The organism is Aeromicrobium choanae, from assembly GCF_900167475.1.
Classification (GTDB): Bacteria; Actinomycetota; Actinomycetes; order Propionibacteriales; family Nocardioidaceae; genus Aeromicrobium; species Aeromicrobium choanae.
In genome coordinates, this window is sequence record NZ_LT796768.1 from 2,889,796 (window position 1) to 2,914,284 (window position 24,489).

General features: G+C 71.8%; 24 protein-coding genes. 21 read left to right on the plus strand and 3 right to left on the minus strand.

The features are described from left to right. Positions 1 to 576, minus strand: a complete 576-nt coding sequence (locus tag B5D60_RS13960; RefSeq protein ID WP_078700722.1) for a DUF4126 domain-containing protein — start codon at positions 574 to 576, stop codon at positions 1 to 3. A 68-nt stretch (positions 577 to 644) separates the two neighbouring features. Between B5D60_RS13960 and B5D60_RS13965 the strand changes: the two genes are divergently transcribed. The 10 genes from B5D60_RS13965 (at position 645) to murD (ending at position 11,238) form a co-directional block, all read left to right on the plus strand. Beyond that, complete coding sequence (locus B5D60_RS13965; RefSeq protein WP_078700723.1) at positions 645 to 1,394, plus strand: class I SAM-dependent methyltransferase; 750 nt, start codon at positions 645 to 647, stop codon at positions 1,392 to 1,394. A gap of 13 nt (positions 1,395 to 1,407) precedes the next feature. Then, positions 1,408 to 1,788 (plus strand): DUF3040 domain-containing protein, encoded by a 381-nt coding sequence (locus B5D60_RS13970; protein ID WP_078700724.1) that lies wholly within the window; start codon positions 1,408 to 1,410, stop codon positions 1,786 to 1,788. Positions 1,789 to 2,070: 282 nt separating this feature from the next. After that, positions 2,071 to 2,523, plus strand: a complete 453-nt coding sequence (gene mraZ / locus B5D60_RS13975) for a division/cell wall cluster transcriptional repressor MraZ (protein WP_078700725.1) — start codon at positions 2,071 to 2,073, stop codon at positions 2,521 to 2,523. 124 nt (positions 2,524 to 2,647) lie between these two features. Further along, positions 2,648 to 3,595 carry a 16S rRNA (cytosine(1402)-N(4))-methyltransferase RsmH gene (rsmH, locus tag B5D60_RS13980; protein ID WP_078700726.1) on the plus strand — a complete coding sequence of 316 codons (948 nt, stop codon included), beginning with the start codon at positions 2,648 to 2,650 and terminating at the stop codon, positions 3,593 to 3,595. Positions 3,596 to 3,617: 22 nt separating this feature from the next. Beyond that, positions 3,618 to 4,079: a hypothetical protein gene (locus B5D60_RS13985; RefSeq protein ID WP_078700727.1), complete on the plus strand. Its 462-nt coding sequence runs from the start codon at positions 3,618 to 3,620 to the stop codon at positions 4,077 to 4,079. Continuing rightward, positions 4,079 to 5,821, plus strand: coding sequence for a peptidoglycan D,D-transpeptidase FtsI family protein (locus B5D60_RS13990; protein ID WP_078700728.1), 1,743 nt, complete (start codon positions 4,079 to 4,081; stop codon positions 5,819 to 5,821). Before B5D60_RS13985 ends, B5D60_RS13990 begins: the two co-directional genes overlap by 1 nt. 38 nt (positions 5,822 to 5,859) lie before the next feature. Beyond that, positions 5,860 to 7,344, plus strand: a complete 1,485-nt coding sequence (locus B5D60_RS13995) for a UDP-N-acetylmuramoyl-L-alanyl-D-glutamate--2,6-diaminopimelate ligase (protein ID WP_078701453.1) — start codon at positions 5,860 to 5,862, stop codon at positions 7,342 to 7,344. After that, positions 7,344 to 8,699, plus strand: a complete 1,356-nt coding sequence (locus B5D60_RS14000) for a UDP-N-acetylmuramoyl-tripeptide--D-alanyl-D-alanine ligase (RefSeq protein ID WP_407922769.1) — start codon at positions 7,344 to 7,346, stop codon at positions 8,697 to 8,699. Before B5D60_RS13995 ends, B5D60_RS14000 begins: the two co-directional genes overlap by 1 nt. Positions 8,700 to 8,726: 27 nt before the next feature. Continuing rightward, positions 8,727 to 9,794, plus strand: coding sequence for a phospho-N-acetylmuramoyl-pentapeptide-transferase (mraY, locus tag B5D60_RS14005; RefSeq protein ID WP_078700730.1), 1,068 nt, complete (start codon positions 8,727 to 8,729; stop codon positions 9,792 to 9,794). Next, complete coding sequence (murD, locus tag B5D60_RS14010; protein WP_078700731.1) at positions 9,784 to 11,238, plus strand: UDP-N-acetylmuramoyl-L-alanine--D-glutamate ligase; 1,455 nt, start codon at positions 9,784 to 9,786, stop codon at positions 11,236 to 11,238. The genes mraY and murD overlap by 11 nt, the downstream gene beginning before the upstream one ends. Positions 11,239 to 11,251: 13 nt before the next feature. Here murD and B5D60_RS14015 read toward each other — a convergent pair whose 3' ends face one another. After that, a complete protein-coding gene (locus B5D60_RS14015; RefSeq protein ID WP_078700732.1) occupies positions 11,252 to 11,695 on the minus strand; it encodes a hypothetical protein in 444 nt (147 codons plus the stop codon). Between the two features lie 166 nt (positions 11,696 to 11,861). On the opposite strand from B5D60_RS14015, the gene ftsW reads away from it, so the two are divergent. From ftsW to B5D60_RS14065, 10 genes are all read left to right on the plus strand, one after another. Then, entirely contained in the window at positions 11,862 to 13,082 is a 1,221-nt protein-coding gene (gene ftsW, locus B5D60_RS14020; RefSeq protein ID WP_078700733.1) for a putative lipid II flippase FtsW, read from the plus strand. A gap of 2 nt (positions 13,083 to 13,084) precedes the next feature. Beyond that, positions 13,085 to 14,164 carry an undecaprenyldiphospho-muramoylpentapeptide beta-N-acetylglucosaminyltransferase gene (gene murG, locus B5D60_RS14025; RefSeq protein ID WP_078700734.1) on the plus strand — a complete coding sequence of 360 codons (1,080 nt, stop codon included), beginning with the start codon at positions 13,085 to 13,087 and terminating at the stop codon, positions 14,162 to 14,164. Continuing rightward, entirely contained in the window at positions 14,161 to 15,561 is a 1,401-nt protein-coding gene (gene murC / locus B5D60_RS14030; RefSeq protein WP_078700735.1) for a UDP-N-acetylmuramate--L-alanine ligase, read from the plus strand. Before murG ends, murC begins: the two co-directional genes overlap by 4 nt. Then, positions 15,554 to 16,264, plus strand: coding sequence for a cell division protein FtsQ/DivIB (locus tag B5D60_RS14035; protein ID WP_078700736.1), 711 nt, complete (start codon positions 15,554 to 15,556; stop codon positions 16,262 to 16,264). The genes murC and B5D60_RS14035 overlap by 8 nt, the downstream gene beginning before the upstream one ends. A 162-nt stretch (positions 16,265 to 16,426) precedes the next feature. Next, positions 16,427 to 17,575 (plus strand): cell division protein FtsZ, encoded by a 1,149-nt coding sequence (gene ftsZ, locus B5D60_RS14040; RefSeq protein ID WP_078700737.1) that lies wholly within the window; start codon positions 16,427 to 16,429, stop codon positions 17,573 to 17,575. A gap of 2 nt (positions 17,576 to 17,577) precedes the next feature. Beyond that, complete coding sequence (locus B5D60_RS14045) at positions 17,578 to 18,297, plus strand: polyphenol oxidase family protein (protein WP_078700738.1); 720 nt, start codon at positions 17,578 to 17,580, stop codon at positions 18,295 to 18,297. After that, positions 18,284 to 18,988, plus strand: a complete 705-nt coding sequence (locus B5D60_RS14050; RefSeq protein WP_078701454.1) for a YggS family pyridoxal phosphate-dependent enzyme — start codon at positions 18,284 to 18,286, stop codon at positions 18,986 to 18,988. Before B5D60_RS14045 ends, B5D60_RS14050 begins: the two co-directional genes overlap by 14 nt. A gap of 36 nt (positions 18,989 to 19,024) precedes the next feature. After that, complete coding sequence (locus tag B5D60_RS14055; RefSeq protein WP_078700739.1) at positions 19,025 to 19,501, plus strand: cell division protein SepF; 477 nt, start codon at positions 19,025 to 19,027, stop codon at positions 19,499 to 19,501. 6 nt (positions 19,502 to 19,507) lie between these two features. Next, positions 19,508 to 19,795, plus strand: a complete 288-nt coding sequence (locus B5D60_RS14060) for a YggT family protein (protein ID WP_078700740.1) — start codon at positions 19,508 to 19,510, stop codon at positions 19,793 to 19,795. A gap of 117 nt (positions 19,796 to 19,912) precedes the next feature. Continuing rightward, the gene (locus tag B5D60_RS14065; RefSeq protein ID WP_078700741.1) at positions 19,913 to 20,638 is read left to right on the plus strand and encodes a DivIVA domain-containing protein; all 726 of its coding nucleotides are present in this window, start codon (positions 19,913 to 19,915) and stop codon (positions 20,636 to 20,638) included. A 195-nt stretch (positions 20,639 to 20,833) separates the two neighbouring features. On the opposite strand, the gene ileS is transcribed toward B5D60_RS14065, so the two are convergent. Beyond that, positions 20,834 to 23,995 (minus strand): isoleucine--tRNA ligase, encoded by a 3,162-nt coding sequence (gene ileS, locus B5D60_RS14070; protein ID WP_269456880.1) that lies wholly within the window; start codon positions 23,993 to 23,995, stop codon positions 20,834 to 20,836. A gap of 91 nt (positions 23,996 to 24,086) precedes the next feature. On the opposite strand from ileS, the gene B5D60_RS14075 reads away from it, so the two are divergent. Next, a complete protein-coding gene (locus tag B5D60_RS14075; protein ID WP_078700743.1) occupies positions 24,087 to 24,488 on the plus strand; it encodes a TraR/DksA family transcriptional regulator in 402 nt (133 codons plus the stop codon). Position 24,489: the final 1 nt, after the last annotated feature.

Consider the following 24,489-nt stretch of genomic DNA (forward strand, 5'->3'; position numbering starts at 1 on the left):
TCATCCCCTCCTGTCGCGTCGTCGCGCCCGCGCCCGGCGGACGGCGCGCCACAGCCACAGGAAGAGCGAGACGCCGAGCACCAGCGCGACGGCGGTGACGGCCAGTGCGATCCACGGGTGCGCGAGCGCCAGCAGCACCACCGCCACGACGCTCACGTCCTCGCCGACGCTGAGGGCGGCGTTCGAGAAGGGCTCGGGCGAGGTGTTGACCGCGGCGCGCACGCCGGACTTCACCCCGTGCGAGGCCAGCGCGGTGCCTCCTCCGAGGAAGGCGAGCAGGGCCGGGTCGAGCTCGCCGCCGTACTCGGCCAGCTTCCAGGCCACGACCGCGCCGACCACGGGACGCACGACGGTGGAGATGCCGTCCCACGCCGAGTCGAGCCACGGCACCTTGTCGACGACGAACTCGATCGTGAACATGCCCAGGCTCAGGCCGATCACCCACCAGTCGCCGAAGCCGGCCGGGACCCACTCCGAGCCGCCGGCACGCGCCACGATCCCGAGCACCCCCACGGTGGCCCAGGCGTTCACGCCGCTGGCCCAGCCGGTGGCGAAGACGAGGGCGGCGAGGTCCATGCCGTGACCGTATCGCGCGGGGGACCGGCCCTCGATCGCGCTCCGGGGGACTGTGGGAGGGTGGCGTCATGGGTCCCATCCGTGGAGTGCTGGCGTGGCAGTCCGTGCTCGACGCGCTCGTGCAGGCCGGCGCCGCCGCTGACGGCTCGGGCTCCCTCCGTGTCCTCGACCTCGGCGGGGGAACGGGGTCCGATGCGGTCCGCGTCGCCGCCCTCGGCCACCGCGTCGTCGTGGTCGACCCCAGCCCCGATGCCCTCGCGGCCTCCGCCCGGCGTGCCGCCGAGGCCGGCGTGGACGTCGAGGGACGGCTCGGCGACTCCACCGACCTGGCCGAGCACGTGCCGCCCGCCAGCGTCGACCTGGTGATCTGCCACGGCGTGCTGGAGCACGTCGTCGACCCGGCCCAGGCCGTGGGTGCGGCGCGAGCCGTGCTGCGGCCCGGCGGCTGGCTCAGCGTCGTCGTCGCCGGACGGGTCGCCACCATCACCGCACGTGCCGCCGCGGGCGACTTCGCCGCGGCCCGAGCCCTCGTCGACGCCGTGCCCGACGCCACCTGGGACCTCGACACCCTCGGCCCGCGACGGTGGTACCTCGAGGAGCTCGAGCAGCTGCTCTCCGGCCAGGGCCTCACCCCTGTCGTGAGCCAGGGCGTGCGTGTCCTGAGCGACGAGGTGCCGGGCGTCGTGGTCGACGGATCGGCCGGTGCGCGCGAGGAGCTGTTCGGGCTCGAGCAGACGATTCGCCGGATTCCGCAGTTCGCAGGTCGTTCGGCTGGTTTGCAGACCATGGCCCGCCTAGAATCGACCTCACACCCCTGACCAAGGAGTCACCGTGCCACTGTCGGACGAAGAGGCCCGGCTGCTCGCCCAGTTGGAGCAGTCGCTGGCCGCCGAGGATCCCGAGTTCGCGTCCACGCTGCGCGGCTCCAAGCTGATCGCGCACAACCGCCGTGTCGCGGCCATCTGCGTCGTGGGCTTCCTGGCCGGTGTCGCCATGCTGCTGGGCGGAGCCGTGTCCAAGATGACCTGGATCGGTGCCCTGGGCTTCGTGGCGATGGTGGCCGCCGCCTACTTCTTCGTCCGAGCCTGGCGCCGTGGCATCAGTGGCGCCCAGGATGCCGGCGGACCGGCCCCGGCCTCGCCGAAGGGCTCCGGCTCCTTCGTCGAGCGCATGGAGGAGCGCTGGCAGCGCCGCCAGGACGACGGGATCTGATCCACCACCACGACACGCACGCTCCACGAGGCCCCGCCGATCGGCGGGGCCTTCGTCATGCCCCGCCCGAGACGGTCCCGATGACCTGACTTCCCCCACTTCGCTCCACCAGCCCGCCATCGCCCAGATGGCGGGCTTTTTTCGTTCCCGTCCCACGCGACACGCCCTTCCCTTGACGAAAAGCGGGTGGATGGTGGAGCGTTGTGGGTTAAGGTGGGGCGTAGTGGTGGAAACACCGGACTTCGACCTCAGAGGAGAGCGACGTGGAGCAGGGAGGACGCGATGACCGCACCGGCATCGACGCACTTCTTCGGCACCTTCACGCCGCGCCTCGACGAGAAGGGTCGGCTCTTCCTGCCGGCGAAGTTCCGGCCGCTGCTCACGGACGGTGTGGTGCTGACCCGAGGTCAGGAGCACTGCATCTACGGCTGGACGCCCGAGGCGTTCGACGACTTCTCCGGACGCGCCCGGCAGGCCTCGTTCACGAACCGGCAGGCGCGGAACTTCGTCCGCATGCTCTTCGGTGGAGCGGCGCACGAGACGCCGGACAAGCAGGGACGCGTGCCCGTGTCGCAGCTGCTGCGCGACTGGGCCGGCCTGGACCGCGACTGCACGGTCGTGGGCACGGGCGAGCGGTTCGAGATCTGGGACTCGGCTCGCTGGAACGACTTCTCCGACGAGCACGAGGAGGGCTTCGCCGACCTGTCGGAGGAGATCTTCCCCGGGATCTTCTGAGCACCTCCGCGGTGGGGCGCGATGCCCGCCTGAGGGGTTCTGACGTCACTTCCCCGGCGTCAGAACTCTGCAGGCGGGGATCGGGCCCCATCGCCCTGCCGGCCTGCCTGGACGAGGCGAGCGCATGAGCGCCCGGCACGTCCCGGTGATGCTGGACCGCGTCGTGTCGGAGTTCGCCCCCGTGGTGGAGCGTCACGAGCACCCGGTGATCATCGACGCGACGCTCGGCCTGGGTGGACACGCCGAGGCGATGCTCACGCGCTACCCGTCCCTGCACGTCATCGGCGTCGATCGCGACCCCGAGGCGCTGCGCCGGGCGGGGGAGCGGCTGGCTCCCTTCGGTGACCGCTTCGAGGCGGCCCACGCCGTCTACGACGAGATCCCCGAGGTCGTCGCGGACAGCGGCCGCACCACGGTCGACGGGGTCCTGTTCGACCTCGGCGTCTCCTCGATGCAGCTCGACCTGGCCGACCGTGGCTTCGCCTACGCCCAGGACGCCCCGCTGGACATGCGGATGAACTCCGAGGACGAGCTCACCGCGGCCGGCGTCCTCAACACGTACGACGAGAAGGACCTCGCCCGGATCCTGCGCGAGTACGGCGAGGAGAAGTTCGCCCGCCGCATCGCCCGGGAGATCGTCACCGAGCGCGAGACCCGGCCCTTCGACCGCAGCGCCCAGCTCGTCGACCTCATCCGTCGCTGCATCCCGGCGCCCGCGCGGCGCACGGGCGGCAACCCGGCCAAGCGCACGTTCCAGGCGCTGCGGATCGAGGTGAACGACGAGCTCGGCGTCTACCGCCGCGCCCTGCCGGCCGCGCTCGACCTGCTGTCGGTGGGTGGGCGCGTCGTCGTGCTGTCGTACCACTCGCTGGAGGACCGGATCACGAAGCGCGTGATCACCTCCGCCACCACGTCCACGGCTCCGCGGGACCTCCCCGTGGTGCCCGAGTCCATGCTGGCCCGCTTCCGCTCCCTCACCCGGGGCGCCGAGCTGGCCGGTGAGGACGAGATCGCCGACAACCCCCGCGCGCGTTCGGTCCGGATGCGCGCTGTCGAACGGATCGCCCCATGAACGAGCGCCAGCGAGAGAACCGATGAGCACCGCAACGTCTCCCCGTGCCCTGAGCCGCTCGGCGGCCGCCCGCTCCTCCGCGCTCGCGTCCGGCCTCGCGGCCCGCGGTCGTGACGCCCGCGACGTCGGTCTCAAGCTGGTCGGCCCGGTGCGGGTGCGCGCGCGCCGCGCCCCGTTCGTCGTCGTCGTGCTCTCGATCCTGGCCGCCGGACTGGTCGGCCTCATCCTGCTGAGCACCGCGATGCAGGCGCAGGCGTTCAAGATCGACGAGCTGCAGCAGCGCTCCACGCTCCTGCAGGCCCAGCGGGAGCAGCTCGCCACCGAGGTGGACCGGATGCAGAGCCCCTCCGGCCTGGCCGACCGAGCGCTGAGCGAGGGCATGGTGCCCAACGCGAACCCTGTCTTCCTGCGACTCGCCGACGGCAAGGTCATCGGCGAGCCCGTCCCCGCCGAACCCGACACCAACGTCAGGAGGGCCGGCTGATGCCGCTCGCCATCACCCGCAGCCGCCTGCGCGTCCTGGTCATCTGCGTTCTGGCCCTGTTCGTCATCTTCGGCGCCCGGCTCTTCCAGATCCAGGCCGTCGACACGAAGGCTTATGCCGCGATGGCGATCGAGGCCGGCACCCGCAAGGCCGTGATCCCGGCGCCGCGCGGGGACATCGTCGACCGCAACGGCGAGGAGCTGGTGACCAGCACCGACGGCCTGACCATCACGGCCGACCCGTCGATGACCGCGGAGAATGCCCCGGAGATCGCGCGCATCCTGCACGAGAAGCTGGGCGACGAGATCGACTACTTCGACACGATCCAGAAGCTCCGCACCCCTGACTCGAAGTTCGTCTACCTGGTCAAGGACCTGCCGGCCTACGAGGCTCGCAAGGCCGTGAAGGCGGTGGCCGAGGCCAACTACACCGGCGTCTTCACCGAGACCGAGAGCCTGCGCAGCTACCCGGGCGGCTCGCTGGCGGCGAACGTGCTGGGCATCACCGAGGAGAACGGCAAGGGCATCGCCGGCCTCGAGATGCAGTACGACGCCGGGCTGACCGGCACGGACGGCTCGTCCACCTACGAGGTCTCCTCGACCGGCCAGCGCATCCCGATGGCTGACTCCACGGTCAAGGAGATGGTGCCGGGCGCGAACGTCAACACCACGATCGACCGCGACCTGCAGTGGTACTCCGACCAGCGGCTGCGCGACGTCGTCAGCTCGGCCGGCGCCGACTACGGCCTGGCCGTCACGATGGACGTCCGCACGTGCCAGATCGTGCAGCTCTCGCAGGCGCCCACCTTCAACCCGGACAGCCGCGACGGCGTCAGCGACGACACGCTCGTCAACCGTGCGGTCTCCAACGTCTTCGAGCCCGGCTCGGTCATGAAGACGATCACCATGGCGGCCCTGGCCGACCAGGGCAAGGTCACGGCCGACACGAAGATCAAGGTGCCCTCGGGCATGGTCATCGACGGCTTCCCGATCGGTGACTACTGGCAGCACGGCGCCCTGAAGCTCACGGCCGCCGGCGTCATCGCCAAGTCCTCCAACCTGGGCACGATCGTCGCGGCCGAGCAGATGTCGGACTCGACCTTCTACTCCTACCTGCGCAAGTTCGGCTTCGGCGCGCGCAGCGGCATCGACCTGCCGGAGGAGTCGGTGGGCATCGTCTCCCCGGTGCGCGACTGGACCAAGGCCAAGCACGCGACGACCTCGTTCGGCCAAGGTGTGTCGGTCAACGCGATCCAGATGGTCCGCGCGGTCGGCGCGATCGCCAACGGCGGCGTGATGTGCACGCCGCGGGTCGTCGACTCGCTGACGAAGGCCGACGGCTCGGTGGAGAAGACCCCGGCGGGCGAGTCCCGGCGGGTCGTCTCCCGCGAGGCCGCCGCCGAGGTCACCCGGATGATGGAGGCCGTCACGGCCGACGACGGCACCGCGCCGGCCGCCCAGATCGAGGGCTACCGCGTGGCCGGCAAGACGGGCACCGCCTGGCGGGTCAACCCGAACACGGGGCGCTACGTCCGCGGCCAGAACACGATCTCCTTCATGGGCTTCGCGCCGGCCGACAACCCGCGCTTCATCACGTACGTCGTGATCGACAAGCCGCCGCGCAACGCCGGTGGCGGCTCGATGGCCGGCCCGGTCTTCCACGACATCATGTCGATGGCGCTGGAGCGGTTCGGCGTGACGCCCACGGGCGCCAAGCCGCCGAAGATCAAGCAGGACTGGTAGCCGTCGTGCCGCCCGGTAAGTTGGGGCGGGTGGACGAGATGAGGGTCAGGCCGCACGACAGGCCCACGTGGCCCCTCTCGCGGGTGGCCGCCGAGCTGCCCGCGGCCACCGTGTCGGGCGAGGCGACCGTCACCGGCATCAGCCTCTCCACCCGTGACGTCGTGGCCGGAGACCTGTTCGCCGCGCTGCCCGGAGCGACCACGCACGGATCCCGCTTCGCGCCCCAGGCGCTCGAGGCCGGGGCCGTCGCGATCCTCACCGACGCCGAGGGCGCGGCGGCGCTGCCGGTGGGCGTCCCCACGGTCGTCGTGGAGCACCCGCGCTCGCACCTCGCCGAGTTCGCGGCCCGTTTCTACGACCGCCCCAGCACCCGCTTCACCACGGTCGGGGTCACCGGCACGCAGGGCAAGACCACCACCACCTACCTCGCCGAGGCCGCGCTGGGGGAGTCGCACTCGGCCGTCATCGGCACGATCGGCACGCGCATCGCCGGACGCCCGGCGGCCAGCAGCCTCACCACGCCGGAGGCGCCCGCGCTTCAGGCGCTCTTCGCGGTCATGGCCGAGGAGCAGGTGGCGGCGTGCGCGATGGAGGTGTCCAGCCATGCCATCGTCCAGGGACGCGTCGACGGATTCGTGCTGGACTCGGCCGTGTTCCTCAACCTGGGCCGCGACCACCTGGACTTCCACCACGACCTGGACTCCTACTTCGCCGCGAAGGCCGAGCTGTTCACGCCGGAGCACGCCCGGCGCGCCGTGATCAATCTCGACGACGCCCACGGTCGGCGGCTCACCGAGCTGACCTCGTTGCCCGTCACCACGTTCTCGACCGAGGGCGCGGCGGCCGACTGGCGCGCCGTCAACGTGCGGGCCCACCGGCTCGGCAGCGACGTCACGCTCATCGCGCCCGACGGCGCCGAGACCGAGCTGTCGGTCCCGCTGGCCGGCGCGTTCAACGTCTCCAACGCGGTCGCGGCGATCGTCGCGCTCGCGGGGGAGGGCCACGACCTCGACGACCTCGTCCGGGGTGTCGCCGCCGCTCGTGGCGTCCCCGGCCGCATGGAGCGGGTCGAAGCCGGCCAGCCCTTCACCGCGGTCGTCGACTACGCGCACAAGCCCGAGGCGGTCGAGGCGGTCCTCGGTGCGCTGAGGCCCGTCACGGCAGGACGGCTGATCGTCGTGATCGGCGCCGGCGGTGATCGCGACAAGGGCAAGCGGCCCCTCATGGGCGAGGTGGCCGCCCGGCTCGCCGACGTCGTCATCGTCACCGACGACAATCCCCGCACCGAGGACCCGGCACGGATCCGCGCGGAGGTCCTGGCCGGCGCGGAGCGCGGGGCGGCGCAGGTGCTCGAGGTGGGCGACCGCCACGAGGCCATCGCCACCGCCGTCGGGCAGGCCCGCACGGGTGACACCGTCGTGGTCGCGGGGAAGGGTCACGAGCGCGGCCAGCAGGTCGGCGACGTCGTCCACCCCTTCGACGACCGCGAGGTGCTCGTCTCCCTGATCGGCGGCACGACGTGATCCGCACGACCCTCGCCCAGGTGGCCGCCGCGACGCACGGGCGGGTGGAGGGCGACGACACCCTCGCGGTCGAGGGCGCGGTCGTCATCGACTCGCGACGCGCCGCCCCGGGCTCGCTCTTCGTGGCGATCCCGGGCGAGCGGGTGGACGGGCACGACTTCGTGCAGACCGCCCTCGAGGCCGGTGCCGTGGCCACGATCGCCACGCGCCCCGTCGCGGGCCCTCACGTGATCGTCCAGGACCCCGTCACCGCGATGGGCCGCCTCGCGGCCGACCGGCTGGCGGCGCTCAGGGCGGACACCGATGTCGACGTCGTCGCCGTCACCGGCTCGCAGGGCAAGACCTCGGTCAAGGACCTGATGGCCCACATCCTGGCCGCGCACGGTGCCACCGTGGCGCCGGAGGGCTCGTTCAACAACGAGCTCGGCGTGCCCCTGACCGTCCTGCGCGCCGACGCCGGAACGCGTCACCTGGTGCTCGAGATGGGCGCGCGGGGGATCGGCCACATCGCCTCGCTGTGCGCGATCGCGCCACCCGACGTCGCCGTGGTCCTCAACGTCGGCACGGCGCACGCCGGCGAGTTCGGCGGACTCGAGCGCACCGCCCAGGCCAAGGGCGAGCTGGTCGAGGCGCTGGGACCCGACGGCACCGCCGTCCTCAACGCCGACGACCCGCGGGTCGCGGCGATGGCCTCGCGCACGCAGGGCACGGTGCTGACCTTCGGCCGCGCCGGCCGCGTGCGGCTCGCGGGCGACGTCGTCCTCGATCCGTCGGGTCACCCGCACTTCCGGCTCGAGGTCGACGGCACGGTCCTCGACGCCACCGTCCCGCAGCTGGGTGAGCACCACGCGATCAACGCCGTCGCCGCGGTCGCGGCCACCTCCGCCCTGGGCGTCCCGCCCGCCGCCGCCGTGGAGGCGCTCGCCACCGCGCGGGCCACCTCGCCCATGCGCATGGAGCGCCACGAGACGCGCGGGGGAGTCGTCGTCGTGAACGACGCCTACAACGCCAATCCCGAGTCGATGGCCGCGGCGCTGCGGGCGCTGGCCGGGCTGGCCCCGGGCCGTGGCACCGCCGTCCTCGGTGAGATGCTGGAGCTGGGCGAGGAGTCGCCCGAGCAGCACCATCGGATCGGTCGCCTGGCCGCCGACCTGGGCATCGCCCGGGTCATCGCCGTGGGTGCCGGAGCCGCCGAGATCGCTCGGGGCGCTGGACCCGCCGGCGTGCTGGTGGACGATGTCGAGTCGGCAGTGGGTGAGCTCTCTGCGAGCCTGAACGCCGGTGACGTGGTGCTTGTGAAAGCATCGAGGGGGGCCCGTCTGGAGCGGGTCGTCGAAGCGCTGCTGCGCGACTGACACGCACGGAAGGAAACAACGGAAGCGATGCTGGCCGTATTGATCGCGGGAGTCGTGGGGCTCGTCGGCACACTCGTCGGCACCCGTTTCGCGATCGCCGTCCTCGTGAAGAAGGGCTACGGACAGCTCATCCGCGACGACGGTCCCACGTCGCACCACGTGAAGCGAGGGACGCCCACGATGGGCGGACTCGTCATCATCATCTCCACCGTGCTCGGCTACGCGATCGCGAAGCTCGTCACCGGCTACGAGCCCAGCGCCTCGGCCATCCTGCTGCTCTTCCTGTTCGTCGGGCTGGGCGTGATCGGCTTCCTCGACGACTGGATCAAGGTCGCCAAGCAGCGCAACCTGGGGCTGCGCAGCAAGGCCAAGATGATCGGCCAGATCCTGGTCGGCCTCGTCTTCGCCGTGCTCGCGATCGGCTGGGAGAACGACAACGGCCAGACCCCGATCACCCACGCGATCTCCTTCACCCGCGACCTGTCGTGGGAGCTGCCGACGGTCCTGCTGATCGTCTGGGTGCTGCTCATGATCGCGGGCGCCAGCAACGGCGTGAACCTCACCGACGGGCTCGACGGCCTCGCCACAGGCGCCGCCGTCATGGTGTTCGGCGCCTTCGTGCTGATCAACGTGTGGCAGTCGAACCAGAGCTGCTTCCTGCTCGACCCCGGTCCCAAGTGCTACGAGGTGCGCGACCCCCTCGACCTCGCGGTGGTCGCCTCCGCGGTCACCGGCGCGTGCTTCGGCTTCCTGTGGTGGAACGCCTCGCCCGCCAAGATCTTCATGGGCGACACCGGCTCGCTGTCGCTCGGCGGCCTGATGGCCGGCTTCGCGCTCATGACCCGCACCGAGCTGCTGCTCATCGTGCTCGGCGGACTGTTCGTCATCATCACCTTCTCGGTGATCCTGCAGGTGGGGTACTTCAAGATCAGCGGCGGCAAGCGGATCTTCCGGATGGCCCCGCTGCAGCACCACTTCGAGCTGAAGGGCTGGGCCGAGATCACGATCGTGGTCCGGTTCTGGATCATCAGCGGCATCTGCGTGATCTCGGGCATCGGCCTCTTCTACTGGGAGTGGGTCGTCGGTGCCTTCTGAGCGTGACGTCACGTCGCTGCACCGCGACTCCTCGTGGGAGGGCGTCCGCGCGGTCGTCGCGGGCTTCGGCGTCAGTGGATTCGCCGCCGCCGACACCCTGAACCACCTCGGCGCCAGCGTCGTCGTGCTCGACGAGTCCGAGGGCGATGACCAGCGTCGCGAGCAGGCCCACCTGCTGGAGGTCCTCGGCGCCGACGTGCGCCTCGGCACCGGCACCACGGCCGCGCTTCCGGGCGACGTCGACCTCGTGGTCACCTCGCCGGGCTGGCGCCCGAGTGCACCCCTGCTGACCGCGGCCGCTGGACGCGGCATCCCGGTGTGGGGCGAGGTCGAGCTGGCCTGGCGCCTGCGCGGCAGCGACCCGGCGCCGTGGCTGGCCGTCACGGGAACGAACGGCAAGACCACCACCGTCCAGATGCTCGAGGCGATCCTGCAGGCGGGCGGCCTGCGCGCCCAGGCCGTCGGCAACGTCGGCACGCCGATCCTCGAGGCCGTCATGGATCCGGAGGGCCGCGACGTGCTCGCGGTCGAGCTCTCCAGCTTCCAGCTGCACTGGACGCAGTCGATGTCGGCCGAGGCGGCCGCCGTGCTGAACCTGGCCCCCGACCACTACGACTGGCACGGCGGGGCGCAGGCCTACGCCGCCGCGAAGGGCAAGGTCTACGAGCAGGTCCAGCGCGCGTGCGTCTACAACGTCGCCGACGAGGCGACGATGCACCTGGTGGAGGAGGCCGACGTCGTCGAGGGCGCCCGCGCCATCGGCTTCACCCTCGGCATCCCCGACCGCGGCATGGTGGGCATCGTCGACGACCTGCTGGTCGACCGTGCGTTCGTGGAGGAGCGCGCCACCAGCGCCGCCGAGCTGGCGGCGCTCTCCGACCTGGACGACGCCTCGCCGCACAACGTGCAGAACGCCCTGGCGGCCGCGGCGCTGGCGCGGGCTCATGGGGTCCCCGCCGTCGCGGTCCGTGACGGTCTGCGCGCCTTCCGGCTGGGCCCCCACCGCATCAGCACCGTGGCCGAGGCCGACGGGGTGCGCTGGGTCGACGACTCCAAGGCCACCAACCCGCACGCGGCGCGCGCCTCCCTGCAGGCGTTCGACCAGGTCGTGTGGGTCGCCGGTGGACTGGCGAAGGGCGCGTCCTACGGCGACCTCGTCCGCGACGCTCGCGATCGCATCCGTGGCGCGATCCTGATCGGCGCCGACCGCGAGCTGATCGCGGCCGCGCTGGCCGAGCACGCGCCCGACGTCCCGGTGGAGCTGGCCGACGGGGCCGACGCCGACTCCCTCATGGACTCGGTCGTCGCCGCGTCTCGCCGGCTCGCGCGCCCAGGCGACACCGTCCTGCTCGCGCCGGCCGCCGCCTCGATGGACCAGTTCCGCGACTACGCCCACCGCGGCGATGCGTTCGCGGAGGCCGTGCGCCGGCTCGGCCGCGACTGACCCCACCGCACGCTCACGGTCCCGCTCCGGGCCTCTCGACGGGCGGCGGGATCGGGGGACGCGGGAGCCGCTCGCGCAGGAACCGTCGTGCCGCGATCGCCGCGAGGACGCTGCCCGCGATCGTGGTGGCGACGACGACATCGCGCCACCATGGCGGCCCGGGGGAGTCGGTGTTGCCCACGCAGTCGTGCATCGGGTTCGGGGCGTCCACGTTCTGCAGGAAGGTGCGTGCGGTCGAGACGTAGGCCGACGTCGCGGTCGGGTCCCACCCGCCGGGGTTCCAGAGCCTGTACCAAGCGCCGTTGCGGCGACTGATGCGGCACGTGACGTTGGTCGCCGACGAGTGGAAGGCGTCGGCGGGTCCCAGGTGCCCGATGACCCGCCGCCCGAAGTAGATCGGCACGCGATCGTCCGGGTCCGTGATGCGTGCGACCGGGAAGTCCGAGTCGAGCCCCATCGATCCACCGTACGCCCGGCACCGGTCACCGACCAGCCCCGCGCGCGCGCCCGTCGGCGGGGCCTGACCGGGTCCTCGGGCGACACGCGCCCGCAGGTCCCCGAGGCACGCCGTCCCACGGGCCACACTGGTGAGCAGTTTCTCTTCTCTTCCCCGAAGGAACGCCATGAGTACCACCGCATCTCGGCGGTCGTCGAGCACCCTCGACACCGTGCGGACCCTGCTCGAGCGTCCGCTCGCCTCCTACCAGCTCGTGCTGGGCACCACCGGCCTGCTGCTCGGACTCGGCCTGATCATGGTGCTGAGCGCGAGCTCGGTGTTCGCCCTGCGGGTGTACGGCAACTCCTTCGAGATCTTCGGCCGCCAGGCGATCTTCGCCGTGGTCGGCCTGGTCGCCATGGTCATCGCGATGCGCATCCCCCTGGCGCGGGTGCGGCAGCTGGCGCGACCGGCGCTCCTCGTCGTCGTGCTCCTCATCGGCCTGACCTTCACGCCCCTGGGCATGGACATCAACGGCAACCGGAACTGGATCCCGCTGTTCGCCGGCTTCAACCTGCAGCCGTCGGAGTTCGCAAAGCTCGCGATCGTGCTGTGGATCGCCGACCTCTACACGCGACGGCACCGTCACCTCGGCACGCCGCGCTACGTCATCACGCCGGTCGTCCCGATCGCCGGCGCCGTGTCGGGCCTGGTCGTGTTCCAGAAGGACCTCGGCACCGCCGTGATCCTGTTCGCGATCATCGCGGGCATGCTCTGGGTGGCCGGGCTGCCGCTGAAGCCGATGCTCGGCTTCGGCGCCGGACTCGTCGTCCTGCTGCTGTTCTTCGTCGCCACGGCCCAGCACCGCGTCGACCGGTTCATGTCGTTCCTCAACCCGATGGCCGATCCCGAGCAGTCGGGCTACCAGGCGATCAAGGCGATGATGGGCTTCGCCCGCGGCGGCTTCTGGGGCCTCGGCCTGGGCAGCAGCCGCCAGAAGTGGGGTGCCCTGCCCGAGGCGCACACCGACTTCATCCTCGCCGTGATCGGCGAGGAGCTCGGCCTCGCCGGCAGCCTCGTGATCCTCGTGCTGTTCTGCCTGCTGGCGTACACGGGCTTTCGCATCGCGCACCGCAGCCGCGACCGCTTCGCGCGCTACTTGGCCGCCGGCATCACCATCTGGCTCACGACCCAGGCCGTCATCAACATCGGCATGGTGCTGGGCATGCTGCCGGTCATCGGCGTCCCGCTCCCACTCATCTCGTACGGTGGGTCCAGCATGATCGCCACACTCGCCGCGCTGGGCCTCCTGGCCAACTGCGCCACCACCGAACCGGGCGCCGCACGGGCGCTGTCCACCTCGCGTCGCGCGAAGGCGCGCAAGAAGCAGCGCACGGTGGGTCGCTGACCGTGCGTGTCCTGCTCGCCGGCGGTGGTACCGCCGGTCACACGTCTCCGCTGCTCGCCACCGCCGCCGTCCTGGCCGAGGGAGGCGACGACATCGTCTGCCTCGGCACGCCCCGCGGTCTCGAGGTCACCCTGATCCCGCAGGCCGGCCACGCGCTCGAGCTGGTGCCGCCCGTGCCCCTGCCGCGTCGCCCGAACGCCGACCTGGTGAGGCTGCCGGCGAACCTGCGCCGCTCGGTCTCGGCCACCCTCGACGTCATCGACCGCTTCCGTCCCGACGTCGTCGTGGGCTTCGGCGGGTACGTCTCGGTGCCGGCCTACCTCGCCGCCCGCCGCCGCAAGCTGCCCCTCGTGGTGCACGAGGGCAACGCGCTGCCCGGCATCGCGAACAAGCTCGGCGCGCGCCTGACGCGTCACGTGGCCACCAGCTTCCCCGAGACCGATCTGCGCCACGCCACCTACATCGGCCTGCCGATCCGCCGGCAGATCGCCGACCTCGACCGTCATGCCGCGCGCGCCGAGGCGCGCGCGCACTTCGGCCTCGACGCCGACCGGCCGACGATCCTGGTCACCGGCGGCTCGCAGGGCGCGCGCCGCATCAACACCACGATGTCCGCCGCGGCCCGCGACCTCGCCGACGCCGGGGTGCAGGTCCTGCACGCGGCCGGCCGTCCCGAGGAGGTCGACCTCGACCGTCGTGAGGGTGACCCGCCCTACGTCGTCGAGCAGTACATCGACCGGATCGACCTGGCCTACGCCGCGGCCGACCTCGTCGTGTGCCGCTCCGGCGCCAACACCGTCACCGAGGTCGCCGCCGTCGGCCTGCCTGCCGTGTTCGTGCCGCTGCCCATCGGCAACGGTGAGCAGGCCCTCAACGCGCACCCCGTGGTGGGGGCAGGAGGTGCGCTGCTGATCGAGGACGCGGCCTTCACGCCGGCCTGGGTCGACAGCGCGGTCGTCTCGCTGGTCACCTCGCCCGAGCGCCTCGAGCGCATGTCCCGGGCCGCCTCGGGCATCGTGCGGCGTGACGCCGCCGAGCGCCTCGCCGACCTGGTGCACCGCGCGGGGGAGGAGCGCCGGTGAGGATCGACCTGCCGAGCGAGGTCCTGCCCGCCGACCGCCTCGGTCGCGTGCACCTCATCGGGATCGGCGGGGCCGGTCTCTCGGCGATCGCCCTGCTCCTGCAAGAGGCCGGTGTCGACGTGACCGGCAGCGACGGCAAGGAGTCCGCGGTGCTCGGGCGCCTGCGCGCTGCGGGCATCACGTGCCACGTGGGCCACGACGCGGCGTACCTCGCCGACCGCGACACCGTCATCGCCTCCACCGCCGTCCCGGAGGACAACCCCGAGATCGTCGAGGCGCAGCGGCGCGGACTGCGGCTGTGGCCGCGCTCCGCCGGGCTCATGTCCACGATGCTGGGCGACCGCCGGATCGCGATCGCGGGCACCCACGGGAAGACCACCACCACCGCGATGCTCACCTTCGCGCTGCGGGGCGCCGGTGCCGACCCGTCCTTCGCGATCGGCGCCGAGGTCGCGGGACTGGGCACCAACGCCCGCCGCGGTGCGGGTCCGGAGTTCGTCGTCGAGGCCGACGAGAGCGACGGCGCCTTCCTGCACTACCGGCCGCACGCCGCGGTGATCACCAACATCGACGCCGACCACCTCGACACGTGGGGCACCGTCGACGCGTACGAGCAGGCGTTCGCCGAGTTCACGGGCACGGTCGAGGAGGTCGTGGCGATCTCGGCCGACGATCCCGGCTGCCGGCGCCTGCGCGAGTCCGTCGACAGCCCGCGCCTCGTCACGGCGGGCTTCGCCGACGACGCCGACGTGCGAGGCCAGGACGTGGAGGTCGTGGGCTCCACGACCCGCTTCACGGTCTCCGCCAGCAACTGGCCGCCCACCGAGGTCGTGCTGGCCGTGCCGGGACGCCACTACGCCGCCGACGCGCTGCTGGCCCTGGCGATCGGCCGCGAGCTCGGCCACGACCTCATCGGGATGATCGAGGGCCTCTCGGCCTACACGGGTGCCGCCCGCCGGATGGAGCCGAAGGGTGAGGCCGCCGGCGTGCGCGTCGTCGACTCCTACGCCCACCACCCCACCGAGATCGCCGCCGACCTCGCCGCGGCCCGGGCCCTGGCCGGTGGCGACCGTCTCGTGGTGGTGTTCCAGCCCCACCTGGTCAGCCGCACGCGCCTGTTCGGGGCGCGCATGGGTCAGGAGCTGGCCGCGGCCGACCTCGTCGTCGTGGCCGACCTCTACCTTGCGCGCGAGGCCGCCGATCCTGACGTGACGTCGGCGCTCGTGGTCGAGGCCGCCGGTGCCCACGCCGTCGCCGGGGGACCGGTGCAGGACGTGCCGGGATTCCTGCTGCCGCTGGTCCGGTCGGGCGACCTCGTGCTGACCCTGGGCGCCGGGGACGTCACCACGGTCGGGCCGGCCCTGCTCGAGCTGCTGCGGGACTCCGGCGATGAGTGACCGGTTCGCCGAGAAGCTCCGCCTGAAGCGTCGCCGCTCGCGGTGGCGCATCGCCGGCGTGGTCCTGCTGGTGCTCGTCGTCGCCGGGGCCGTGTGGGCCATCTGGTTCTCGAGCGTCTTCGAGTCCCGTGAGGTCACCGTGAGCGGCACCGAGCACGTGCCGGTCGACCGAGTCGTTCGCACCGCCGAGGTTCCCCTGGGCACGCCGGTGCTGCGGGTCGACACCGACGCGATCGCCGAACGGGTCGCGACCCTCAAGCCGGTCGAGTCCGTGAAGGTCGAGCGGGACCTGCCGCACACGATCCGCATCGTGGTGACCGAGCGTGACGCGGTCGCGTGGGTCGACCGTTCGGGCACGCCGTGGGCCGTCGACCCCTCCGGCGTGATCTACCGTCCGCTGAACTCTCGTCCTCGGCACCTGCCCGAGCTGGACGTCGATATCGAGGACCGCCGCGTCGTGGCCGCCACGGCACGCGTGGCCGCGGACATCGCCGCGGGGGATCGCGACCTGCTCGGCGACACCGACACGATCACGGCCGAGACCCGCGACTCGATCGAGCTGGCCCTGTCGAAGGACCGCACCGTGGTGTGGGGGAGCGCGGAGGAGGCGCAGGCCAAGCTGTCGGTGCTGCGTCCGCTGCTGCAGATCGACGCACGCAGCTACGACGTCAGCGCCCCCGAGCGCCCGACGACGCTCGAGTGACGCGCGCCCTCAGCCGCCCCACCCGCATCGAGTTCAACAACACACGCGCGACACGGCGTGTCATCGACGATCGTCCGGACGGCCCACCTAGTGTCAAACCATCGACGAGGTTGACATAACTATAAGCCTCCACTTGAAGTTTAAGGTTTGAAGGGGAACGACATGGCGGTCCAGAACTACCTTGCGGTGATCAAGGTCGTCGGCATCGGCGGCGGTGGTGTCAACGCCGTCAACCGCATGATCGAGGCCGGGCTCAAGGGTGTGGAGTTCATCGCGATCAACACCGACGCCCAGGCATTGCTCATGACCGATGCCGACGTGAAGCTCGACGTGGGCCGTGACTCCACGCGCGGCCTCGGCGCGGGCGCCGATCCCGAGATCGGCAAGAAGGCGGCCGAGGACCACGCCGAGGAGATCGAGGCGGCCCTCAAGGGCGCCGACATGGTCTTCGTCACGGCGGGCGAGGGCGGCGGCACGGGCACCGGCGGCGCGCCGGTCGTGGCGCGCATCGCGCGGTCGCTCGGTGCCCTGACCATTGGGGTCGTCACCCGGCCCTTCAAGTTCGAGGGACGCAACCGCGCGGCGCAGGCCGACGTGGGTGTCCAGCGACTCCGCGAGGAGGTCGACACCCTCATCGTGATCCCGAACGACCGACTCCTGTCGATCAGCGACCAGAGCATCAGCCTGCTGGACGCGTTCCGCCAGGCCGACCAGGTGCTCTACCAGGGCGTCTCGGGCATCTCCGAGCTCATCACCACGCCCGGCCTGATCAACGTCGACTTCGCCGACGTGAAGTCGATCATGAGCGACGCCGGCTCGGCCCTCATGGGCATCGGCTCGGCCCGCGGTGAGCACCGCGCCGCCACGGCCGCCGAGCTCGCCGTCTCCAGCCCGCTGCTCGAGGCCTCGATCGAGGGCGCCCGCGGCGTCCTGCTGTCGATCGCCGGCGGCTCCGACCTCGGCCTGTTCGAGATCAACGAGGCCGCCGAGCTGGTGCAGGAGGCCGTCCACGACGACGCCAAGATCATCTTCGGCACGGTCATCGACGACTCGCTCGGCGACGAGGTGCGCATCACCGTGATCGCCGCCGGCTTCGACGGTGGCGAGCCCAAGCAGCGCGACGCCGCCCAGCCGGCGCTGCGCAGCCGTGAGCAGCAGGCCGCTGCCAAGGAGTCGGCGCCCGCCGCGCAGAAGCCCGCCGAGCGGTCCGACAGCTCCGAGCAGCGGGTCGTCACCGAGCCCGTCCCGGTCGGCCAGCCCGCCGGCCAGGAGTTCGGCGACGGCCTCGACATCCCGGACTTCCTGCGCTGACCGTGCCCGCCCACGCTCCTGACCGCTCCGCGCCGTTCTGGTTCCGGTCCGACCTGGGGGTCGCGTCGTTCGGTTTCACCGACGCGCGCACCGACCTGGGCCGGGGTCCGGCCGACGGATCACCCGCGGAGGGTCCGGGCGTGGTCGCTGCCGCGCTCGGTGGCCGCCCGGCGCTCATGCGTCAGGTCCACGGGGCGACCGTCGCCGTGGCCGACCCCGAGGCCCAGCCCGAGGCCGACGCCCTCGTGCTCGACCGCACCGGCGTGGTCGCGATCGTCCGCGTCGCGGACTGCGTGCCGGTCGTGCTCGTCGATCCTGACCGACCGCTCGCCGCCGTGGTCCACGCCGGCCGCGTCGGCATGGCCTCGGGAGTCGCGAGCGCGGCGGTCGAGGCCATGCGGTCCCGCGGTGCCGAGCGCCTCGAGGCGTGGGTCGGTCCCCGGGCGTGCGGATCCTGCTACGAGGTGCCGGCCGCGATGGCCGACGAGGTCGCGGCGGTCGAGCCGGCCGCCCGCGCCACCACGCGCCGAGGCACGCCCGGACTCGACATCGGCGCCGGCGTCGTCGCCCAGCTGCGGCGCGCCGACGTGGTCGTCCACGACCTCGGTGGCTGCACGATCGAGGACGAGCGGTTCTGGTCCCACCGGCGCCAGGGCGATGCCGCCGGTCGCTTCGGCGCCGCCGTGGTGCTGCACGAGGGGAGTGGCGATGGAACGCCGTGACGAGCTGGCGCAGAGCCTCGCCGCCGTCCGCGAGCGCATCGCCAAGGCCTGCGACGCGGCCGGCCGGTCCGCCGACGAGGTGACCCTCGTGGTCGTCACCAAGACCCACCCGGCGTCCGACGTCGCGCTCCTGGCCGAGCTCGGCGTCACCGACGTCGGCGAGAACCGCCACCCCGAGGCGGCCGGGAAGCACCTCGCGGCCGTCGAGGCCGGCGTGGCGCTGCGCTGGCACTTCGTCGGCGGCCTCCAGACCAACAAGGCCGGCGCGATCGCGCGCTACGCCGACGTCGTCCACAGCGTCGACCGGGCCAAGCTGGCCCGCTCGCTCGACCGTGGCGCGCAGGCCGCCGGGCGCACCCTGCGGTGCCTCGTCCAGGTGGACTTCGACACGACCGACCCGGGGCGCGCGGGCGTGCTCCCGGCCGACGTTCAGGCCCTGGCCGACGTCATCGCGGGGGAGTGCCCCCACCTCGAGCTCGGTGGCGTGATGACCGTCGCGCCCCTGGGCCGCGATCCCGCCCCGAGCTTCGCCCACCTGCGCGAGATCAGCGCCGAACTGCGGCACACCACGCCGTCGGCGACCATGATCTCAGCGGGGATGAGCGAGGACTTCGAGGTCGCGATCGCGCACGGCGCGACACACGTGCGCGTGGGTCGTTCGGTGCTCGGGCAGCGCCCTGTACTGCAGTAGTCTCAACAACGTCAAGACCGAAGATCGGGAGTGAGCATGGCTGGCGCAATGCGGAGGATGGGCGAGTACCTCGGACTCGTCGAGCAGGCCGAGTACGACGAGGCGCTCGAGTACGAGACGGAGGCCCCGGCTCGCGCCGCGGCACCCGTGCGCCAGGCCGCCCCCCAGCAGGTCGCGCCGCGCTCCGTCACGGCCCTCGACGACCGTCGTCAGCCCGGCATGTCCGTGGCCGACCTCGCGCGCATCGAGACCGTCACGCCCCGGACGTACAACGACGCCCGCACGATCGGCGAGTCGTTCCGGTCCGGCGTCCCGGTCATCATGAACCTCTCGGACATCGGCGACGACGACGCCAAGCGCCTCGTCGACTTCGCGGCCGGCCTGGTCTTCGCGGTCCACGGCACGATCAACCGCGTCACCGCCAAGGTGTTCCTGCTGTCGCCCGAGGGCGTGCAGGTGTCCGACGAGGACCGCGCGCAGCTCGCGGCCGGCGGCTTCTACAACCAGAGCTGAGGCGACGTGTCGACGATCGGCGTCGTCCTCTACAACCTGATCTACCTGGCGATCATCTTCGTGATCGCCCGGTTCGTCGTGGACTGGGTGCAGCTGCTCGCCCGTCAGTGGCAGCCGCGCGGCTTCATCGCCGTGCTGTGCGAGTTCATCTTCACGGTCACCGATCCGCCACTGCGCGCCCTGCGCAGGGTGATCCCGTCCATCCGTCTGGGCGGGATCATGCTCGACGTCTCGGCGATGGTGCTGTTGCTCCTGTTGTTCATCGCCCAGTCCCTGGTGGTCGTGATCTTTTAGGTGATCGTTGAGACTTGAGCACCGGGCCGTTGTCCGGTGCTTAGACTGAAGCGGTACCGTTGATGAGGCCCCGAATCTTTCCCAAGACAGACCCGACTCACACGCAGAGGTGACCAGATGGCGCTCACGCCCCAGGACATTCGCGACAAGCAGTTCACCGCCGTGCGCTTGCGCGACGGCTACGACATGGGCGAAGTCGAGCAGTTCCTCGACGAGGTCGAGGTCGAGTTCGAGCGTCTCGTCAGCGAGAACTCCGAGCTGAAGGCCAAGGTCGCCGAGCTCGAGTCCGCGCTCGAGGACGCCTCGAAGGCGCAGCCCGCCCCGGTCGCCGCCAAGCCCGAGCCCGTCAAGGAGCCCGAGCCGGTCAAGGAGCCCGAGCCGGCCCCCGCCCCCGTGGCGCCGCCGGCCGCGCCCCAGGAGCTCCGCGTCACCTCCACCGCCGAGGCCTCCACGGCCGCCGCGCGTCTCCTCGAGATCGCGTCGTCCAACGCCGACCAGCTCATGGACGCCGCGAAGGAGGAGGCCGACACGATCATCGGTGAGGCCCGTGTCGAGGCAGAGCAGGTGTCCGCCGAGGCCCGTCGCAACGCCGACACCCTGCAGTACGAGTCGCGCAAGCGCGCCGAGCAGCTCGACGTCGAGACCGAGCAGCGTCGCAAGGAGGTCATCTCCAACCTCGAGCGCGAGCGTCAGGAGCTCCAGGGCGAGATCGACCACCTGCGTGCCTACGAGCGCGAGTACCGCGCCCGCCTGAAGGCCTACTTCCAGGACCAGCTGGCCCAGCTGGAGGGCAGCCAGCCCGTCGCGCCGCAGCAGGGGACTGCGCTCGACGGCAAGGAGTGACGCTGCGACACCGCGCGTACTGAGTCGAACGACGGCGCCCGATCCCTCAGGGGATCGGGCGCCGTCGTTCGTGTGCCTGCCCCGGCCGCCCCGCCCCAACTTCTGTGACGGGATTCGGCCCGAAAGGGCCCCGGAACCCGACTCCTGTCACAGAAGTGGGTCCGGGGCCTTCGTTGGGCCTGGCGGGCGCGCGGGTCAGGCGCGGCTGAGGCTGACCGCGAGGCCGAGGTCGTCGTCGCGCACGTCGGCGGCGTCGCCGGGCTCGAACGACACCGCGAGGACCTCCTCGGCGATGCTCGCGCCGTGCTCGCGCAGGGCGTCGGCCGTCTCGCCGTCGGCGGTCCACGTCAGGGTGATCCGGTCGGTGATCTCCAGGCCGGCGGCCTTGCGGGCCTCCTGGATCACGCGCACGGCCTCACGGGCCAGGCCGGCGCGGCGCAGCTCGTCGTCGATCGCGAGGTCGAGCGCGACCGTCTCGCCCTGCTCGTTGACGACCGACCAGCCCTCGCGCGGGCGCTCGGTGACGATCACGTCGTCGGCCTCGACCTGCCAGGTCTGGCCGTCCTCGCCGGTGACCGTGGCCTCGCCCTTCTCGAGTCGCGCGACGAGCTCGCCGGCGTCGGCCGCGGCGATCGCCTGGGCGACCACCGGGGTCTGCTTGCCGTAGCGCTTGCCGAGCTGGCGGAAGTTCGCCTTGGCGGAGAACTCGACGAGATCGGCGCCGGCATCGGCCAGCGAGCCGAGCTGCTCGATGTTGAGCTCCTCGCACACCTGCGCGCGCAGGTCGTCGCCGAGCTGCTCGAAGTGCACTGAGCCGATCAGGGCGCGGCGCAGCGGCTGGCGCGTGCGGACCTTCGCCTCGGCGCGCGCGGCGCGGCCCAGCTCGGTGACACGTCGCGCCAGCGAGACCCGCTCGGCGAGACCGTCCACGCGCAGCGACTCGTCGGCCACCGGCCAGTCCGCGAGGTGCACGGAGGGCGCGGCGTCGGGATCGACCGGGACGATCAGGTCCTGCCAGACCCGCTCGGTGACGAACGGCACGAGCGGAGCCATCAGCCTCGTGAGGACGTCGAGGACCTCGTGCAAGGTGGCCAGCGCGGCGGCGTCGCCACGCCAGAAGCGCTTGCGCGAGCGGCGCACGTACCAGTTGGACATGTCGTCGACGAAGGTCGAGATCATCAGGCCGGCGCGCTGGGTGTCGAAGTCCTCGAGCGCGGAGGTCACCTCGCGCACGAGGTCCTGGGTCTGCGAGAGCAGCCACCGGTCGAGCACACCCCGCTCCGCGGGCGGCGGCACGTCGGCGCCGGCCGGGCTCCAGCCCTCGGCGCGGGCGTACAGGACGTGGAAGGCCACGGTGTTCCAGTACGTCAGCAGGACCTTGCGCACGATGTCGGTCAGGGCGTTGTGGCCGATGCGGCGCGCCGACCACGGCGAGCCGGAGCACGCCATGAACCAGCGCAGCGCGTCGGCGCCGTGGTCGTCCATGAGCGGCATGGGCAGCAGGATGTTGCCCAGGTGCTTGCTCATCTTGCGGCCGTCCTCGGCCAGGATGTGGCCCAGGCAGACGACGTTCTCGTAGCTGGACCGGTCGAACACGAGCGTGCCGACGGCCATCAGCGAGTAGAACCAGCCGCGCGTCTGGTCGATCGCCTCGGCGATGTACTGCGCGGGGTAGGCGCGCTCGAACTTCTCCTTCGAGCCCTCGACGTGGGGGTAGCCCCACTGCGCGAACGGCATCGAGCCGGAGTCGAACCACGCGTCGATGACCTCCGGCACGCGGCGGTAGGTGCCGGGCTCGCCGTCGACCGTGAAGGTCACGTCGTCGATGTAGGGCCGGTGCGGGTCCAGGTCGGACTGGTCGGTGCCCGTCAGCTCCGACAGGTGGGCCAGCGACTCGACGCACACGACCTTGCTCGGGTCGGCGTCGTTGCGCCAGATCGGCAGGGGAGTGCCCCAGAACCGGTTGCGCGACAGCGACCAGTCGATGTTGTTCTCGAGCCAGTCGCCGTAGCGGCCGTGCTTGATCGTGCCGGGGTACCAGTTGGTCTGCTCGTTCTGTGCGAGCAGCTCGTCCTTGCGGGCCGTGGTGCGGATGTACCAGGCCGGGAGGGCGAAGTACATCAGCGGCGTGTGGCAGCGCCAGCAGTGCGGGTAGCTGTGCTCGTAGTCGAGCTTGGTGAACAGCAGGCCGCGCGCGTCGAGGTCGGCCACGAGGGTGGGGTCGGCCTCCTTGAAGAACGCGCCGCCGACGAGCTCGACGTCGGCCTCGAAGTGGCCGTCGGGCGTGATCGGGTTGACCACGGGCAGTCCGTACGCCTTGCAGACCGCCATGTCGTCGGCGCCGAACGCGGGGGACTGGTGCACCAGGCCGGTGCCGTCCTCGGTGGTGACGTAGTCGCCGAGCACGACGAAGTGCGCGTCGGGGATCTCGACGAGGTCGAAGGGCCGTCGGTAGGTCCAGCGCTCCATGTCGCGGCCCGTGACGGTCTCGACGGCCTCCCAGCCCTCGCCGAGGGCCGCACCGACGAGCGGCTCGGCCACGACGACGCGATCGGTGCCGTCGGTGGCCACCACGTAGGTGACGTCGGGGTGCACGGCCACCGCGGTGTTCGAGACGAGCGTCCACGGCGTGGTGGTCCAGACCAGCAGGTCGGTGCCCTCCCACGGTCCCGAGGTCAGCGGGAAGCGCACGTAGACCGACGGGTCGACGACGGTCTCGTAGCCCTGCGCCAGCTCGTGGTCGGAGAGCGTGGTGCCGCAGCGGGGGCAGTAGGGGGCGACGCGGTAGTCCTCGACGAGCAGGCCCTTGCCGTGGATCTGCGACAGCGCCCACCAGACGCTCTCCACGTAGGACGCGTCCATCGTGCGGTAGGGGTCCGACATGTCGGTCCAGTACGCCATCCGCTCGGTCATGGCCTCGAACTGGTCGACGTTGCGCAGGACGGACTCGCGGCACTTCGCGTTGAACTCGGCGATGCCGAACGCCTCGATGTCGGGCTTGCCGTTGAAGCCCAGCTCCTTCTCGACCGCGATCTCCACCGGCAGGCCGTGGCAGTCCCAGCCGGCCTTGCGCTCGACGTGGTAGCCCTGCATCGTCTTGAAGCGGGGGAAGACGTCCTTGAAGACGCGGGCCTCCACGTGGTGGGTGCCGGGCACCCCGTTCGCGGTCGGCGGGCCCTCGTAGAAGGTCCAGCGCTCGGCGTCGGCGCGGGTGCTCAGGCTGGCCGCGAAGGTGCCCTGCTCGGCCCACAGATCGAGGATCTCGCGCTCCATCGCCGGCAGGTCGACGTGGGCGGGCACGGGGCGGTAGCGCAGCGCATCACCGGCGGCCCCGGAAGGAGCGGAGGTGGGCGGCACTGCGGGGGCGTTCGGGGCGTCCTGACTCACTCGGCCAATCCTACGGTGGGCCGACTTGCACCGGCCCCGTGGTCGGTCTACTGTCCCGGGCATGCCCAAGACCACATTGGCCGTGCGCGCGGACGAAGAGCCGTGGACCCCCGCCGAGGCCAAGGCCGTGCGCGAGGAACTCACCGAGGACCTCGCCAGGCTCAAGACCGAGCTCGACCATTCGGCCAAGGATCTGCAGGACATTCTGTCCGGAGGCGTCGACGGTGCGGGCAACGACCAGGCCGATGTCGGGTCGAACAGTCTCGAGCGTGACGCCGAGCTGTCGCTCGCGGCGAACCAGCGCGAGCTGCTGCTCCAGACCGAGAAGGCACTGGCCCGTCTCGAGGACGGCACCTACGGCGTCTGCGAGCAGTGCGGCGAGCCCATCGGCAAGCTGCGCCTCCAGGCCTTCCCCCGCGCGACGCTGTGCATGGACTGCAAGCGCCGCGAGGAGCGTCGCTGAC